This window comes from Flavobacterium sp. GQ95, from assembly GCF_059758655.1.
Genome location: NZ_JCAXEB010000001.1, coordinates 1022845 through 1038280 on the forward strand (window position 1 = coordinate 1022845; position 15436 = coordinate 1038280).

Consider the following 15436-nt stretch of genomic DNA (forward strand, 5'->3'; position numbering starts at 1 on the left):
ATGTTATCAATAAAAAACCTTCACGCCGGAATTGGTGATAAAGAAATCCTTAAAGGAATTAATATAGAAGTTAAAGCTGGCGAAGTACACGCTATCATGGGACCAAACGGTTCTGGAAAAAGTACACTTTCGGCTGTTATTGCCGGAAACGAAAACTACGAAGTTACTGACGGACAAGTTTTCCTTGACGGAGAAGATCTTGCTGATCTTGCTCCTGAAGAAAGAGCACACAAAGGAGTTTTCCTTTCGTTTCAATATCCTGTAGAAATTCCTGGAGTAAGCGTAACGAACTTCATGAAAACTGCCATCAACGAAACTCGTAAAGCAAACGGACAAGAGGAAATGCCGGCAAACGAAATGCTAAAAGTAATTCGCGAGAAATCTGAATTATTAGAAATCGATCGTAAATTTTTATCTCGTTCTTTAAACGAAGGTTTTTCCGGAGGAGAGAAAAAAAGAAACGAGATTTTTCAAATGGCTATGTTAGAACCAAAATTGGCTATCCTTGACGAAACCGATTCTGGTCTTGATATCGATGCTTTAAGAATTGTGGCTAACGGAGTTAACAAATTAAAAAGCGAGAAAAACGCAATTATCGTTATCACGCACTACCAACGTTTGTTAGATTATATCGTTCCGGATTTCGTTCACGTTCTTTACAACGGAAGAATCGTAAAATCAGGCGGAAAAGAATTGGCTTACGAATTGGAAGAAAAAGGATACGACTGGATTAAAGCAGAAAACTAGTTTACAGTTACAGTTTGCAGTTTGCAAAAACTCATAACTCATAACTCATAACTTACAACTACGAAAATGGATTTAAAAGAAAAATTAGTATCGTCTTTTATGGCTTTTGAAGAGCGTGTCGATGTACATTCAGATTTACATGACATTCGCACAAATGCCTTAAAAAACTTCGAAAATAAAGGTTTCCCAACCAAAAAAGAAGAAGCCTGGAAATATACATCGTTAAACGCCATCTTAAAAAATGACTTTACGGTTTTTCCTAAGCAGGAAAATGCAATCGAATTTAATCAGGTAAAAAAATATTTTTTACACGAAATCGACACTTATAAATTAGTGTTTATTGATGGTGTTTTCAGTTCGCATTTGTCTTCTACTACGCATGACGGAATTGATGTTTGCCTGATGTCATCGGCATTGACTAAACCAAAATATAAAATGGTTATCGACAAATACTTCAACCAAATTGCAAGTAAAGACGAAAGCTTGACTTCGTTGAATACTGCTTTTGCAAGTGAAGGGGCTTTTATCAATATTCCGCAAAAGAAAGTGGCTGACAAACCTATTGAGATCATGTATTTCTCAACAGGAAATGAATCTGCTTTGTTGGTTCAGCCAAGAAATTTGATCATTGTTGGAGAAAATTCACATGTTCAAATTATCGAACGTCACCAAAGTTTGAATGAGAATCCGGTTTTAACCAATTCGGTTACTGAGATTTTTGCTCAAAAACGTGCGATTGTGGATCACTACAAAATTCAAAATGACAATCTTGAAGCGAACTTAATTGACAACACTTACGTTTCGCAACAACAAGAAAGTCATGTTTACGTACATACCTTCTCGTTTGGAGGAAATCTGACTCGTAACAATTTGAACTTCTATCATTTTGGAGAAAGATTGACAAGTACCCTAAACGGAATCACGATCATTGGCGAAAAGCAACACGTTGATCATTATACTTTGGTAAACCACGCAACGCCAAATTGCGAAAGTTTCCAGGATTATAAAGGAATTTTCTCTGATCGTTCGACTGGAGTTTTCAACGGAAAAGTTTTGGTAGAAAAAGAAGCTCAAAAAACAAATGCTTTCCAAAAAAGCAACAATATTTTATTGAGCGACAAAGCAACTATCAACGCAAAACCACAATTAGAAATTTTTGCTGATGACGTAAAATGTTCTCACGGTTGTACTGTTGGACAATTAGATGAAACTGCCATGTTCTACATGCAATCTCGTGGTATTCCTAAAAAAGAAGCTAAAGCTTTATTGATGTACGCATTCTCAAATGCCGTTATCGAAAGCATCAAAATACCGGAATTAAAACAAAGAATTACTAAAATCATTGCCATGAAATTGGGTGTGAATTTAGGATTTGATTTGTAGAAAGCTTAACCGCAAGGTTCGCAAAGATTTACGCAAAGTTCGCAAAGTTTAGATTTAAACTTTGCGAACTTTGCGCTTTTTACCTGGCGTCTTTGCGGTTAAAATTTTATTTTTTTACAGAAGAAATTATCCCTTTCAAAAACCCATTAAAATCAAATCCAAGTTCTTCTTCCTTCACTCCCATTCTCACAATTACCATATCTAAAGACGGAATAATCGCCACCATTTGACCTTGGTAACCACTGCAATAAAACATATCACGAGGAACATCAGGGAATTTCCCTCCGGCATTTAACCAAAATTGTGCTCCATATTTTCCTTCAGAAGTATTGGTTGGTGTAGCCGTATATTTTACCCAGCTTTCATCTAAGATTTGTTCTCCGTTCCAGTTTCCTTTATGAAGGTATAACAATCCAAATTTTGACCAGTCTCGTGGCGTCGCCCATCCGTAAGAAGAACCCACAAAAGTTCCTGACATATCTTGTTCGACAATCATCGAATTCATTCCGATTTTGTCAATTATGGCGCTGTACCAAAAATCAAGATATTCTTGTTGTGTTTTGAATTGGCTTCTTAAAATTCTGGATAATAAGTTAGTTGTTCCAGAGGAGTAATTCCAATGCGTGTTGGGTTTAAATTGTGCCGGTTTATCCATTTGCACTTTCCCCATATCTTCTGCCTGAAAAAGCATTTTGGTCGCATCGCAAATCGTACTGTAATTCTCTTCCCATTCTAAACCGGAATTCATATGAAGCAAATCATTAATCGTGATAATTTTACGATCGTCTTTTTGCCATTCTGCAATTGGAGCCGGTTTGTAAATATCAATTTTTCCTTGTTTGGCCAAAACACCAAAGGCAGAACTTGTGATACTTTTTGTCATCGACCAGCCTAAAATTTTACTGTCTTTATTAAAACCGGTATCGTATTTTTCGGCTATCAATTTATCTTTATACAAAACCACAACGGCACGGGTTCTCTTTTTCTTTCCTCCATTTTTATCAAATGAATTATCAACAGCACTTTTCAATTTTGTATAATCAACATTTGAAAACGTAGTATCTTTTGGTTCATTATTCCCATAAGGAAAAGGAAGATGGTTGACCAATTTTGTTCTTTTTGGAAGTAAATACGGTTTCGAAACATCAAAATCTTCATTGATTAAAGTTGCACCTAAACCTTCTCGATAAATCGCTTTTCTTTCTTTTAAACCATAAACAGAAGCTGTTGCAAACTTACCTGCTTCATCAATAGAATTTTTAGCCAGATCAATCATATCAATATCATTGTCCGTTTTCTGGATCAGGTCTAACGGCCGATTATCCATAAAATGACCAGAAGCGACACTTTTGGCTGAGAAACCAGAAATCAGATCAAGCTTCGGATAAGTTGTAAATCCGAAATACAAAAAGGCAAGAACCAAAACAAGAGCAAGAACTTTGAGAAATTTTTTCATAATGCTAACGGCTATTTTTACTGCAATATAAATAATTTATCCTCACGATATTAGTACTTAATTTAGATTTCCATTTCATATAATTTATAAAATCAAATCTAATTTTACAGATTCAACATTTAAGCCTGCAATTGATGGTACTATAAAAGGAAATTATCGAATTGCCGTAGAAACAAATTTAGTTTTAGTACTTTTGTAAATAGAATTTTTCTAAATAAGACATGCTAGATATCCAAAAAATAAGAGCTGAATTTCCGATACTTTCACAAAAAGTAAACGGAAAACCATTGGTATATTTCGATAACGGAGCGACTTCACAAAAACCACAAATTGTGATCGATGCTGAAGTGAAATATTATCAGGAAATAAACGCCAATATCCATAGAGGTGTTCACACTTTAAGTCAATTAGCTACTGATGCTTACGAAGTTTCTCGTGGTAAAGTACAACAACATATTAATGCAAAATTTGCTCACGAAGTACTATTTACTTCTGGAACAACACACGGAATCAATTTAATTACGAATGGTTTTGCATCTATTTTAAAACAAGGCGATGAAGTAATTGTTTCGTCTTTAGAGCACCATAGTAATATTGTGCCCTGGCAAATGTTATGCGAAAAAACCGGAGCAACTTTAAAAGTGATTCCGATGAACGAAAATGGTGAATTGATCATGGAAGCTTTTGATGCTCTGTTATCAGAAAAAACTAAAGTCGTTACCGTAAATCATATTTCGAATGCATTGGGAATCATCAATCCGATAAAATATATTATTGATAAAGCACATGCGGTTGGTGCTGCTGTTTTGATTGATGGTGCACAGGCAGTTCCACATTTAAAACCAAATGTTCAGGAATTAGATTGTGATTTTTATGCTTTTTCAGGACATAAAATGTGCGGTCCAACCGGAACCGGAATTTTATACGGAAAAGAAGAATGGTTAAACAAACTTCCTCCTTATCAGGGCGGTGGCGAAATGATCAAAGAAGTGACTTTCGAGAAAACGACTTATGCTGATCTTCCTCATAAATTTGAAGCCGGAACGCCAAATATTGCTGGCGGAATTGTTTTGGGAACTGCTATCGATTACTTAAACAATATTGGTTTCGAAAATATTCAACAGTACGAAAACGAATTATTAGCACACGCTACAAAAAGTCTATTAGAAATTGAAGGCCTGAAAATTTACGGAACCGGAAAAAATAAAGCTTCTGTGGTTTCGTTTAATATTGATGGAATTCATCCTTACGATGTCGGTTCTATTATCGATAAATTAGGAATCGCCGTTCGTACAGGTCACCATTGCGCACAACCCATCATGAATTTCTTTTGTATTCCGGGAACCATTCGTGCTTCGTTTTCTTTCTACAATACCAAAGAAGAAATTGACGCTATGGTTGAAGCGGTTAAAAAAGCAAAAACCATGTTAAGCTAAAACACATTTTATGAGAACAATATCTTTATTACTCCTGGTTCTTTTTATTGGAACGGGCTGTTCAAGTCAAAAAAAAACAGATATGACAGGAACTGAAATCGAATACACTGCCATGTCTCGCGGACTATACAAAAGAATTGTCGTTAAAGATCAAAAAGTCGCGGTAACAAATGGAAGAGATACCGAAGCAATTGTAACTGAAATAGATAATGCAAAATGGAATAAAATTGTATCGGAATTTGAGAAAATAAATTTAGATAGTCTCTCTGCTTTAAAAGCACCAACAGAAAAACGTTTTTATGATGGCGCGGCAATCGGAAATTTAAAAATAATACAGAATCCAAAAACATACGAAACGAAAGGTTTCGACAATGGTTTTCCTCCAAAGGAAATCGAAAAATTGGTAAATTTGCTGACGGATTTTGCTAAAAAATAATTATGACAATAAAAGAGATACAAAACGAAATAATAGATGAATTCTCAATGTTCGATGATTGGATGCAACGTTATGAGTACATCATCGAATTAGGAAAAAGTCTTCCGTTAATTAATGAAGAATACAAAACTGACGAGAATTTAATCAAAGGATGCCAGTCGAAAGTTTGGTTGCATGGTGAACAAAACGATGACAAAATTGTCTTCACTGCAGATAGCGATGCTATTTTAACCAAAGGAATAATCGCGATTTTAATCCGTGCTTTCTCGAATCAAAAAGCAGAAGATATTATAAATGCGGACACTCAATTTATTGATGAAATTGGTTTAAAAGAACATTTATCAGCAACACGTGCAAACGGCTTAGTGTCGATGATTAAAAACATCAAAATGTACGCTTTGGCTTTTAATGCAAAAAACAATTAAAGTTTTATTTTAAACCATATAAGTCCATCTAAGGGATTATAAGCTTTGTGTTCGCTGGGCTTATAAGTTAAAATATAAGAAAAGGTTAAAATCCAATCTTCTAAATGAACTTACATTACTTACATGGTGGAAAAAATAAAAAGTAAGTTTTATCTTTCTTTTATATTTCTTATTATTGCTGAAAAATAGTAATGATAACGAAGAAATATTTGAAAGATTTAATTTATCAAGTTAATGGAGCAGCAATTGAAGTTCATAAAAGCATTGGAGCCGGACTTTTGGAGAACATTTATCATCAATGCATGATTAAAGAATTATCTTTAAAAGGAATTAATTTTCAATCTGAATTGATAATTCCAGTTGAATATAAAGGTCTCGAATTAAAATCAGATTTGAGATGTGATTTATTTATTGAAAATTGTTTAGTCGTTGAACTAAAATCTGTCGATCAAGTTATACCAATTCATATTGCCAAATTAATGTCATATATGAAACTTTTAAAATGCCCGATAGGATTAATGATAAATTTCAACGTCACAAATATTTATCACGAAGGCCAAAAAACATATGTCAACGAATTATATCGATGGCTTGAAGAATAAAAATTAAAATTAAACCATATAAGTAATATAAGAGATTATAAGCCCGTCGCTTAAATGATCTAAAACCATTTTTATAGAGTTGCAGAATAACGCCCCTTTTTAAATGAACTTATATTACTTATATGGTGGAAAAAAAACAAAAAAATGGAACAAGAAATTGACACAAACGAATTAGGAGAATCTATTGTAAAAGTTTTAAAAGGAATTTACGACCCGGAGATTCCTGTAGATATTTACGAATTAGGATTGATTTACGATGTAATGGTTAACACAGATTACGAAGTAAAAATCTTAATGACATTAACGTCGCCAAACTGCCCTGTAGCGGAAAGTTTACCAAGAGAAGTAGAAGAAAAAGTAAAAACAATCGAACATATCAAAGATGTGGATGTTGAAATTACTTTCGATCCGCCTTGGAGCAAAGATTTAATGAGCGAAGAAGCAAAATTAGAATTAGGAATGCTTTAAAAGTATACAGTTTACAGTCTCAGTTTACAGCTTTCACTGTGACTGAGACTGCGACTGAAAACTAAATAAAATGGAAGAAATCATCAATAAAGTTGCAAACAGCGCACTCGAAGTATTCGATTTGGAAGATTATTATCCAAGGGGAATGCGTGTGCAAATTGACATTTCGCAATGGCTTTTAGAAGGATTTTTATTGAAAGAAAAAGACTTTAGAGAGCATTTAAAAAATCATGATTGGTCACAATATCAGGATCAATATGTAGCTGTAAATTGTAGTACTGATGCCATTGTTCCGGCTTGGGCATTAATTTTAGTGAGTGTTCATCTGACACCTTATGCAAAAAAAGTAGTGAATGGAACTATCGAAGATTTAGACGGCAGTTTATACGAAGAAATCTTAAAAAACATTGATTATTCAGAGTACAAAAACAAACCTGTCATCGTAAAGGGCTGTTCGAAAAAACCAGTTCCAATGCGTGCGTATATTTTAGCCACTACATATCTGCAACCTTTTGCCAGAAGCATTATGTACGGAGAAGCTTGTTCAGCAGTTCCGCTGTACAAAGAAACTAAGAAATAACTTTCTTTTACGATCAATTAATACCGAACCTTTTAACGGTTTTTAGTATATTTGTTAATACACTTCTAAACTAAAGACTATGAGAAAGCTAACGTTATTACTTTTCATTTTAGTAAACTTCCCTTTTGTACAAGCCCAAAACACCGAAAAAGAATTAATTCAGAATACTGAAAAAGCAGTAAAAAAAATTAACGATACTATTGAAGGAGAAGGTTGGAAGACAAAAGGAACTGTTTCACTTTTATTAAATCAATCGAGTTTTAATAATTGGATTGCCGGAGGTGAAGACAGCTTTTCAGGGACTCTCGGAATCAACTACGATTTCAATTACAAAAAAGACGACATAACCTGGGACAATAAAGTTCTTGCTTCTTATGGACTTTTACAGACCAAAAATGATGACTTCACAAAAAAAACAGATGACCGATTAGAATTCAATTCCATTGTCGGGAAAAAAGCTTTTGGTCAATGGTATTACTCTTACTTTCTGAATTTTAGAACTCAGTTTTCAACAGGTTATATTTATGGTCAGGATCCTAACGGAAAAGAAATCAGAACCGAAAGGACTAAGTTTATGTCTCCGGGCTATCTAACCACTGGTCCCGGAATTTACTGGACAAAAGATGCTAATCTGAAAATCAACTTTGCACCACTTACTTCAAAATTTACTTTTGTCGATAGCGCTTACACTACAGGTATAAATCAGCTAACTAGTCTGCCTTATGTAGACGGAGAGTATTTTGGCGTTGATGAAGGTAAAAGTATGCGTTATGAACTGGGTTTCTACGCTTCACTATATTACAAACTCGCGATTATGACCAATGTAACAGCCGAAAATACTTTGAATTTATATTCTAATTATTTAGAAGATCCTCAAAATGTTGATATCGATTACTCGCTTAATATTATCATGAAAGTGAACAAATTTTTGTCGGCCAATTTATCCTTTCAGGCAATTTATGACGACAATGCCTATCAGGGTCTTCAAACCAGAGAAGTATTTGGTTTAGGGCTTAATTTTGGATTTTAATCCTTGTACTATTTTACCGCAAAGAGCGCAAAGATTTTTTTTAAAGCTTATTTATAAAATGCAAAGTTCGCAAAGCTGGATGTTGATTTAGCTTTGCGAACTTTGCATTTTATTTTACCTTAATATAAAAAATCTTTGCGCACTTTACGGTAAAAAAAATTCTTATTCTTCTTCTTTTTCGATTGCATCTTTATAATCCGGATACAAGAATTTATTATAAGGAAATCTCGTAATATGAATCTGGCGAACTGCTTCGTAAACCCTTTCTCTAAATTCCTCAAAATTTTCTTTATTGGTTGCCGAAATAAATAATGCATTTTCTTCTCCCAAACGATGCATCCAGGTTGCTTTCCATTCGTCAAGCGTATAATGTCTTGGTGTTTTCTCCGTCATTAAATCATCTTCATCGATCGTCAAATGTTTGTAGGCATCAATTTTATTGAAAACCATAATTACAGGTTTTTCATGTGCCTTAATATCCTGCAAAGTCTGATTTACAGATGCAATATGATCTTCAAAATCAGGATGCGAAATGTCTACAATATGCAATAGTAAATCGGCTTCACGAACCTCATCAAGTGTGCTTTTAAAAGAATCTACCAATTGTGTTGGCAATTTTCTAATAAAACCTACAGTATCCGAAAGTAAAAATGGTAAGTTCTTTATCACCACTTTTCGAACCGTTGTATCCAGGGTTGCGAATAATTTATTCTCAACAAAAACATCACTTTTACCAACAGCATTCATCAAAGTCGATTTTCCAACATTGGTATAACCAACCAAAGCCACACGTACCATCGCACCGCGATTGCTACGCTGAACACCCATTTGTTTATCGATCGTTTTGATTTTTTCTTTAAGCAACGAGATTCTGTCGCGAACAATACGTCTGTCCGTTTCGATCTCCGTTTCCCCAGGTCCACGCATACCAATACCCCCTTTTTGACGCTCAAGGTGCGTCCATAAACCAGAAAGTCTTGGCAATAAATAGATACATTGCGCCAACTCAACCTGAGTTCTTGCATAAGAACTTTCCGCTCTTTGTGCAAAAATATCCAGAATCAAATTGGTTCTGTCTAAGATTTTACAATCTATAATTTTAGAGATATTTTTTTGTTGCGAAGGTGACAATTCATCATCAAAAATTAAAGTCGATATGTCGTTTTCTTTTACATAAAGATTAATTTCTTCAATTTTTCCCGTTCCCATAAAAGTCTTTGGATTCGGGCGTTCCATTTTTTGCGAAAAACGCTTGATAACTTCACCTCCAGCGGTGTAGGTTAAAAACTCTAATTCGTCAAGATATTCGTTAAGTTTTTCCTCACTTTGATTTTGAGTCACAATACCAACAATGGCAGTTCTTTCAAAATTTATAACTTCTTTTTCTAACATAGCTTTGAATAAGGTGCAAATTTAATGATTTGTAGCACACTAACCCTTATAGAATATTGTTTTTAAGTTCTATTTAAGAGTTTGTTGCTATTTTTAAAAAACAAAACCATTTAGAAATTACTCTAAATGGTTTAATCTAACTGAAAATACAGTTTTTATTCGTAGATAAATGTTTTCTCCGTTTTTACGATTCCGTTCTCCTCGATCTGAGTACAGAAAATTGGAAAATTTAATTTGTTGTATTTATATTTTCTGCTTACGGCAACCAAAGCACTAGATGACGGACTAAAATTTACTTCATTATTATAGGATATTGCTTCAAAGCTAAACTCATCTTCGTGATAAGAAATCATTGGTACAATTACTTTATAATTATCGCCAAACAAAGTCTGAACAATAAGTTGATCTACCGATTTTTTATCATCAAACGTATAGGTTTTAGAGATTTTATCTCCTACCAAACCTTTGTGTCTTACCACATTATCATTGGTATAAACATATTCGATTTTACCAACAATCTGTTTGTTTTTATCACGAGAAGTACGTCTTACAATAATACCGTTTTCAACAATATACTCAATATCATCAACTAAGTTTTGATGATTGGTACTTTTTTTAGTCGTGACTTTTATTCTGGCGCCTTCATAAAAGAAGGTGACTACTTTTGTTATATAATCAGGGCCTTCCTGATATTTTTTGACAAATTTTGTGATGTTATTATCCGCATCATAAGTATAATTTACAACTTCTTTCCAATCGCTTCCTACTTTGTCTTTTACAGTCATATCGAGTAATCCGGCTTTGTTGTAAAAGAAATGCTGAACAACATCTGAAGTGGTAATGGTCTGTATTTTACCATCTTTAAACACAACAGTTTTATTTATAATTTCACCATCGGTCGAGTTCTGATAGTTTGTTTTTACAATATTAATTTGCTTTAAACGAACAGGCGCAGTATTGTCCTGGCTATGCACTAAGCATGGAAGTACCATCATCAGGATGGCGATAAAGTAGGTTTTCATAATTTTAAGTATCAATTTGGGATGACCAAAATACAAAATTCCATCAAATTTTAATAGTTTAAATCTCAAAAAAAATATACTACTAAATTATCATCCAAAAAATCAACACTTTAAATTCATTTTAAAAAAACACAACCTACTTTTCGCCAAAAATTTTAATGTCATCAACCATGAAAGCACCATTTAAGGTTTTGTCTTTCCCTGAACCAATATATTTAAATGCAATATGAATATTTCCTGAATAAGCAGATAAATCAATTGCTCCGGAACTTATAAAAGCGCGGGGCAGCGTTGACAAAGAAGGAAATTTTGCCTCTAATTTTTTCCAATTTGCCTTCGTGACATTCGAGCCATCGAAATTAGTAGAAACATAAACTTCCAATGCATTTAAAGGGGAATCCATTTTCAAATCATGTTGCGCACTTCTAAAAGACAAGACAGCATTTTTATAACCCGTCATATTAATTTTAGGAGAAATCAGCCAGGCAATATTCTCAGCAGCTGTTGTACCTGTCGTATTAAACTCTGCATAACCATTCCCGCCATAAACCATGCTTTTCCATAATTTTGAGGCTTTTTCTACAATGTTGCTCCATCCCGGCAATGTAAAATTTACATTGTTTTTTACCGTTTGAAAATCTTCGGCAAAAAATGGAACATTTCTTTTTCCATTCATTACAACATCTTCTTTTGACCGAATCACCATTTGATAATCAGAACCAAATTTTGTCAAAATACCACGAACCGTTCCGCTTCCTTCGGGAACCAGTTGATCTGAAAAACTGGCAAAACTACTGGTCCTGAAAATAATCTGATTGCCTGTTTTATCCCGTAAATTCCAATTGGTCGAACCTCCGACATTATTCGTTTCTTCAAAGTAATGACGACCGAGAGCCCCTTCTGTAAATTCTACATCAGTAAGTTCTATCAAAGTATTTAATTTAGTATCATCTAATGCTTCTTCAATAGAAATTTTCTTAACTAATAGGTTTTCATCAACAATTGTACAAGAAGCATTCAATACATTTTTATAATCATTCTGCGAAATTCGGCCAATAGTAGGGTCTCCGGCATTACTCACATTCAGACTACCTATTCGCAATCCTCCATAAAATAAATCTGTAAACTGATTTTTAAGTTTTACAAACACTTTATTTCCTACTCGATAATCGATATAAGTATTTGAAGCATCTACGGGAACACTAAAACCAATTGCGGGAATTCTTTCTTTTGCCAAAGTCTGAAACGAAATGGTCTTAAAAAAATTCCCGTCTTCATCACTTGATACTACATAGGCTTCTATAATATCATCATAGACATATTGCTTTGCAACCGTGCCTGCAAGATCATGCACTTTTTCGACTGTTTTATTGACTGTAAAATCGGGTTGAGTACAGTCCAATTTAGGCGTTTCAACATCATTATTACAGCCATAAATAAGTAATAATGAAAGTGTAAAAATTGAATTTAAAAATAGCTTTTTCATAAAAATTCTGTTTCAGATTTATAAACCGATCGTAAGATTTACAAAATAAGTCCGACCGTATCCGTAATAATATTTTGGGCCAAATGATGGTGTCCCGCTCGAAACATCCTGGTTTAAAGCTCTAAAGTTGGCGTTTCTTGCCTGTTCAAAACCACCCGTTTTATATATGGAGTTCATAGCATTATTTACACTTGAAAAAAGTCCAATATATTTTCCATGAACACGCCAGGATTTACCTCCTGAAATATTTAGTAATGTGATTGGATTAAACTTTTCCTGCTTTAATAATTCATCACCTCGTTGTTTTGTAGCTTCCGGAAAAGGAAAACCATTTGCCGGATTGATATAAAATTGTGCTGTTCTGGTAATTGGAGAAATATCAATATAACTTTCTGTGAGATAATTAATATTAGCACCAATCCACCAAAATTTCGGATCTCTATATTCGAGTCCCAACGAAAAAGCTTGTTGTGGCATTCCCGCTTGTTTGTAATTTTTAATGTAAGCCTTGCCAAAATCAAAAGTCGTTTGTTTATCTGCTTTTACAGCATTTGCATCGTTAATTATCAAAACATCCGGATTACTATTATAGGTATAACTACCATACGCAGCTGATAAAGTCGCTTTTAAGGTAGATGAAATTTGATACTCAAAACTCAATTCTGCCCCACTATTTTTCTTGTCTAAATGTGTCAGAGTCTGACTTACAAAAGCATCTGTTGCATCGTAACCTGCGCCGTTGTCAAAAATACCTTCGGCATAAAAAAAGGAAGTTTTTGTGCTGTTTTTAATCAACGTATAATAAGCAGTCAAACGTATTTTTAATTTGGGGGAATGATAAACATAATTGGCTTCGGCACTTGAAATATTTTCACTTTCTATTCCGTCAACAATAGAATTATTGAGTCGTGAATTTGAAAATGTATTCCGGAGCGAAGGTGCTCTTGACAAATGTGATCCATTAAAAAACAAAGATTGTTTTCCGGAAATTTTATAGGTAAACCCACCTTTGAAGCCAAAATTTTCAAAATTTACTTTTTGGCTTTTACCGAGAGAAGTTGTGGGATAAATTCCGTTTTGATACAATCCTTCCCGTTGATAATTAGATACAGAATACAATTGAGCCAAAAAAAAATCAGTCTTTTTATAAGAGAATTTAAATTGTGTAAAAGCATCAATTGTGTTAGCTAAAAAATTATAATTGTAGCCATAAGTATCCCCCACTTTTACTTGCCGATTTGGATTTTGTAAATCTGATTGTGATTCATTTCCTTTATAAAACGGATCAATATCTTCAAAATATTCACCGCCGAGTAAATCTAAAAGATATTGAAAATTATGCGATTTCAGGTTTCGAAAATTTACACCACCATCAAAAGAAATGTTAGTTGTTAACTGTGCATTCAAATTTGAACTTACTGCAAAAGTTTTATCGTCTGTTCGATCTTCATATAAAACATAACGACTCTGCGCTGGTTCATAATCAATAACTGTTTTGTCTGAATTTGCAATTGGTTTTTGATTTGCACTATACATCACATCCCAATCTATTTGAGAATTCTCCCAAAACAGGATTTTGCTCTTTTCTGCATTTTCATAATCCGGAGTAAAAGCACCTGAAAATTCTCCCTGATCTTTTGCATAAAACGAACTGAAATAACTCGGCAATTTTCGGTAGTATGTTGGGTCTGGACTGTCCGCTTTTTGATAATCGATATTACTATTTCCTACTTTCCCAAACTGATACATAACGCTCGAATTGAGGTTTGTCTTTTCATCAATTTTAAAATAATGATTCAACATTAAAAGTGGTTCTTCCACCCTTTTTACTCTTGCATTTCGTTTTTCTCCGTTCTGAAAACCCCAATACGAATTGTATTTTTCGTTTGTTAATTGCGTTACTTCATCTGTATTTGCTGAATTTTTTCCTCGGGAATTGGGTGTATAAAAGCCTGTAAAGTTCAAGGATTGCTTAGAATTTAATTTCCTTTCTACACTGATAAAAAAAGATTCCGCTTTGAAATTTGTTCCTTCAAAAAAACCTTCATCCGACCAACGTTTTCCTGCTGAAACAGCATATGCCCAACCCGAAACATTCATTCCGGAAGCGTATGTTCCAATTGCACGCCAATTGTATGACGTATTGCTTCCTGAAAATGTTAGCTGTCCTCCTTTTCTATACATTGACGCCTGGGTAAAAATTTGCTGTGTTCCTAAAATGCCTCCAAAAGTATAAGCGGAAGGTGCAGTTCCAACAGAGAATTCCTGATTTCGAAGTACATTATTCAAACCACCCCAATTGTTCCATTGTGGTCTTCCGTCATAAAGTTTATTCATGACCATACCGTTGAGCATCATCGTTCCGTTTTCACTATCGAGACCCCGAACTCTAAATCGGGCCTGTCCCCAATTGAACGCCGAGGCCTGCATAAAAGCATCTTTTGAAGCTTGTAAAAGACCGGAAGTCATCTCAGATGAACTATTATCATCTGAAAAATCGCTTTCTAATAAGGTTATTAAAGCAGCTGGGGTTTCATCTGAGAAATTATCTTCTAATTGTAAAATTCCGAGATTAACTTTAAATCCAAGATTGGATTCCAGTTTTAAAAGCAAATCTTTGTAGCCCTGGCTGTGAATTAAAAGCAACTGTTCTCCTTTTATTTGAGAATGCAGTTCGAATCTTCCGTCCGGTAATGTAAGTTGTGTCAGGGAAGAATTTTGGATAGAGACAACAACATTCTCTATAGGATTTTGTGTCTTGGCATCGATCACAAATCCAAAAAAAGTCGTTTCTTCTTGTGCGAAGACAAAATTAAGAGACAATAAAACAAAAAAGAGCAAGTACTTTTTTCCCATTAAAAATTCCAATTTACTTTCAAAATAGATTTCGGATATTAATCCTTATTCAAAAGATAAAATTGGTTTTTGGAAAAAGCATTCTAATTCAGATTCTTAGTGAAATCTGAAATTCAA

General features: G+C 34.0%; 14 protein-coding genes. 9 read left to right on the plus strand and 5 right to left on the minus strand.

Annotated features, from left to right (window positions below; all coding sequences use genetic code 11):
• Together sufC and sufD are read left to right on the plus strand one after the other, a co-directional pair.
• Positions 1-747 (plus strand): Fe-S cluster assembly ATPase SufC, encoded by a 747-nt coding sequence (gene sufC, locus AC6CH4_RS04285; protein WP_056189584.1) that lies wholly within the window; start codon positions 1-3, stop codon positions 745-747.
• Positions 748-813: 66 nt separating this feature from the next.
• Positions 814-2130 carry a Fe-S cluster assembly protein SufD gene (sufD, locus tag AC6CH4_RS04290; protein WP_194656280.1) on the plus strand — a complete coding sequence of 439 codons (1317 nt, stop codon included), beginning with the start codon at positions 814-816 and terminating at the stop codon, positions 2128-2130.
• A gap of 106 nt (positions 2131-2236) precedes the next feature.
• Here sufD and AC6CH4_RS04295 read toward each other — a convergent pair whose 3' ends face one another.
• Positions 2237-3586 (minus strand): serine hydrolase domain-containing protein, encoded by a 1350-nt coding sequence (locus tag AC6CH4_RS04295; protein WP_498100460.1) that lies wholly within the window; start codon positions 3584-3586, stop codon positions 2237-2239.
• 221 nt (positions 3587-3807) lie between these two features.
• Here AC6CH4_RS04295 and AC6CH4_RS04300 point away from each other — a divergent pair, with 221 nt between their 5' ends.
• The 7 genes from AC6CH4_RS04300 (at position 3808) to AC6CH4_RS04330 (ending at position 8563) form a co-directional block, all read left to right on the plus strand.
• The gene (locus AC6CH4_RS04300) at positions 3808-5022 is read left to right on the plus strand and encodes an aminotransferase class V-fold PLP-dependent enzyme (protein WP_498100462.1); all 1215 of its coding nucleotides are present in this window, start codon (positions 3808-3810) and stop codon (positions 5020-5022) included.
• A 10-nt stretch (positions 5023-5032) separates the two neighbouring features.
• On the plus strand, positions 5033-5458 hold the full coding sequence (locus AC6CH4_RS04305) for a hypothetical protein (protein ID WP_498100464.1): 426 nt from the start codon (positions 5033-5035) through the stop codon (positions 5456-5458).
• Between the two features lie 2 nt (positions 5459-5460).
• A complete protein-coding gene (locus tag AC6CH4_RS04310) occupies positions 5461-5883 on the plus strand; it encodes a SufE family protein (RefSeq protein ID WP_192186392.1) in 423 nt (140 codons plus the stop codon).
• A gap of 191 nt (positions 5884-6074) precedes the next feature.
• Positions 6075-6485 carry a GxxExxY protein gene (locus AC6CH4_RS04315; protein ID WP_498100466.1) on the plus strand — a complete coding sequence of 137 codons (411 nt, stop codon included), beginning with the start codon at positions 6075-6077 and terminating at the stop codon, positions 6483-6485.
• Positions 6486-6629: 144 nt separating this feature from the next.
• Positions 6630-6953 (plus strand): SUF system Fe-S cluster assembly protein, encoded by a 324-nt coding sequence (locus AC6CH4_RS04320; RefSeq protein ID WP_053472865.1) that lies wholly within the window; start codon positions 6630-6632, stop codon positions 6951-6953.
• A gap of 70 nt (positions 6954-7023) precedes the next feature.
• Positions 7024-7533 (plus strand): DUF2480 family protein, encoded by a 510-nt coding sequence (locus tag AC6CH4_RS04325; RefSeq protein WP_498100468.1) that lies wholly within the window; start codon positions 7024-7026, stop codon positions 7531-7533.
• A 79-nt stretch (positions 7534-7612) separates the two neighbouring features.
• Entirely contained in the window at positions 7613-8563 is a 951-nt protein-coding gene (locus AC6CH4_RS04330) for a DUF3078 domain-containing protein (protein WP_498100470.1), read from the plus strand.
• A gap of 162 nt (positions 8564-8725) precedes the next feature.
• Here AC6CH4_RS04330 and hflX read toward each other — a convergent pair whose 3' ends face one another.
• The 4 genes from hflX to AC6CH4_RS04350 all read right to left on the minus strand — a co-directional run bounded on the left by hflX (position 8726) and on the right by AC6CH4_RS04350 (position 15319).
• Positions 8726-9955, minus strand: coding sequence for a GTPase HflX (gene hflX, locus AC6CH4_RS04335; protein ID WP_498100472.1), 1230 nt, complete (start codon positions 9953-9955; stop codon positions 8726-8728).
• A 155-nt stretch (positions 9956-10110) separates the two neighbouring features.
• The gene (locus AC6CH4_RS04340; protein ID WP_498100474.1) at positions 10111-10977 is read right to left on the minus strand and encodes a hypothetical protein; all 867 of its coding nucleotides are present in this window, start codon (positions 10975-10977) and stop codon (positions 10111-10113) included.
• A 136-nt stretch (positions 10978-11113) separates the two neighbouring features.
• Positions 11114-12463: a DUF5689 domain-containing protein gene (locus tag AC6CH4_RS04345; protein WP_498100476.1), complete on the minus strand. Its 1350-nt coding sequence runs from the start codon at positions 12461-12463 to the stop codon at positions 11114-11116.
• An 18-nt stretch (positions 12464-12481) separates the two neighbouring features.
• Positions 12482-15319: a TonB-dependent receptor gene (locus tag AC6CH4_RS04350; RefSeq protein ID WP_498100478.1), complete on the minus strand. Its 2838-nt coding sequence runs from the start codon at positions 15317-15319 to the stop codon at positions 12482-12484.
• Positions 15320-15436: the final 117 nt, after the last annotated feature.

Bases quoted from the DNA above. Each gene is read 5' to 3' on its own strand.
- AC6CH4_RS04325 (WP_498100468.1), top strand. From the start codon at position 7,024: ATGGAAGAAATCATCAATAAAGTTGCAAACAGCGCACTCGAAGTATTC.
- AC6CH4_RS04340 (WP_498100474.1), bottom strand. From the start codon at position 10,977: ATGAAAACCTACTTTATCGCCATCCTGATGATGGTACTTCCATGCTTA.
- hflX (WP_498100472.1), bottom strand. From the start codon at position 9,955: ATGTTAGAAAAAGAAGTTATAAATTTTGAAAGAACTGCCATTGTTGGT.
- AC6CH4_RS04345 (WP_498100476.1), bottom strand. From the start codon at position 12,463: ATGAAAAAGCTATTTTTAAATTCAATTTTTACACTTTCATTATTACTT.
- AC6CH4_RS04350 (WP_498100478.1), bottom strand. From the start codon at position 15,319: ATGGGAAAAAAGTACTTGCTCTTTTTTGTTTTATTGTCTCTTAATTTT.
- sufD (WP_194656280.1), top strand. From the start codon at position 814: ATGGATTTAAAAGAAAAATTAGTATCGTCTTTTATGGCTTTTGAAGAG.
- AC6CH4_RS04305 (WP_498100464.1), top strand. From the start codon at position 5,033: ATGAGAACAATATCTTTATTACTCCTGGTTCTTTTTATTGGAACGGGC.
- AC6CH4_RS04300 (WP_498100462.1), top strand. From the start codon at position 3,808: ATGCTAGATATCCAAAAAATAAGAGCTGAATTTCCGATACTTTCACAA.
- AC6CH4_RS04315 (WP_498100466.1), top strand. From the start codon at position 6,075: ATGATAACGAAGAAATATTTGAAAGATTTAATTTATCAAGTTAATGGA.
- sufC (WP_056189584.1), top strand. From the start codon at position 1: ATGTTATCAATAAAAAACCTTCACGCCGGAATTGGTGATAAAGAAATC.
- AC6CH4_RS04310 (WP_192186392.1), top strand. From the start codon at position 5,461: ATGACAATAAAAGAGATACAAAACGAAATAATAGATGAATTCTCAATG.
- AC6CH4_RS04295 (WP_498100460.1), bottom strand. From the start codon at position 3,586: ATGAAAAAATTTCTCAAAGTTCTTGCTCTTGTTTTGGTTCTTGCCTTT.
- AC6CH4_RS04330 (WP_498100470.1), top strand. From the start codon at position 7,613: ATGAGAAAGCTAACGTTATTACTTTTCATTTTAGTAAACTTCCCTTTT.
- AC6CH4_RS04320 (WP_053472865.1), top strand. From the start codon at position 6,630: ATGGAACAAGAAATTGACACAAACGAATTAGGAGAATCTATTGTAAAA.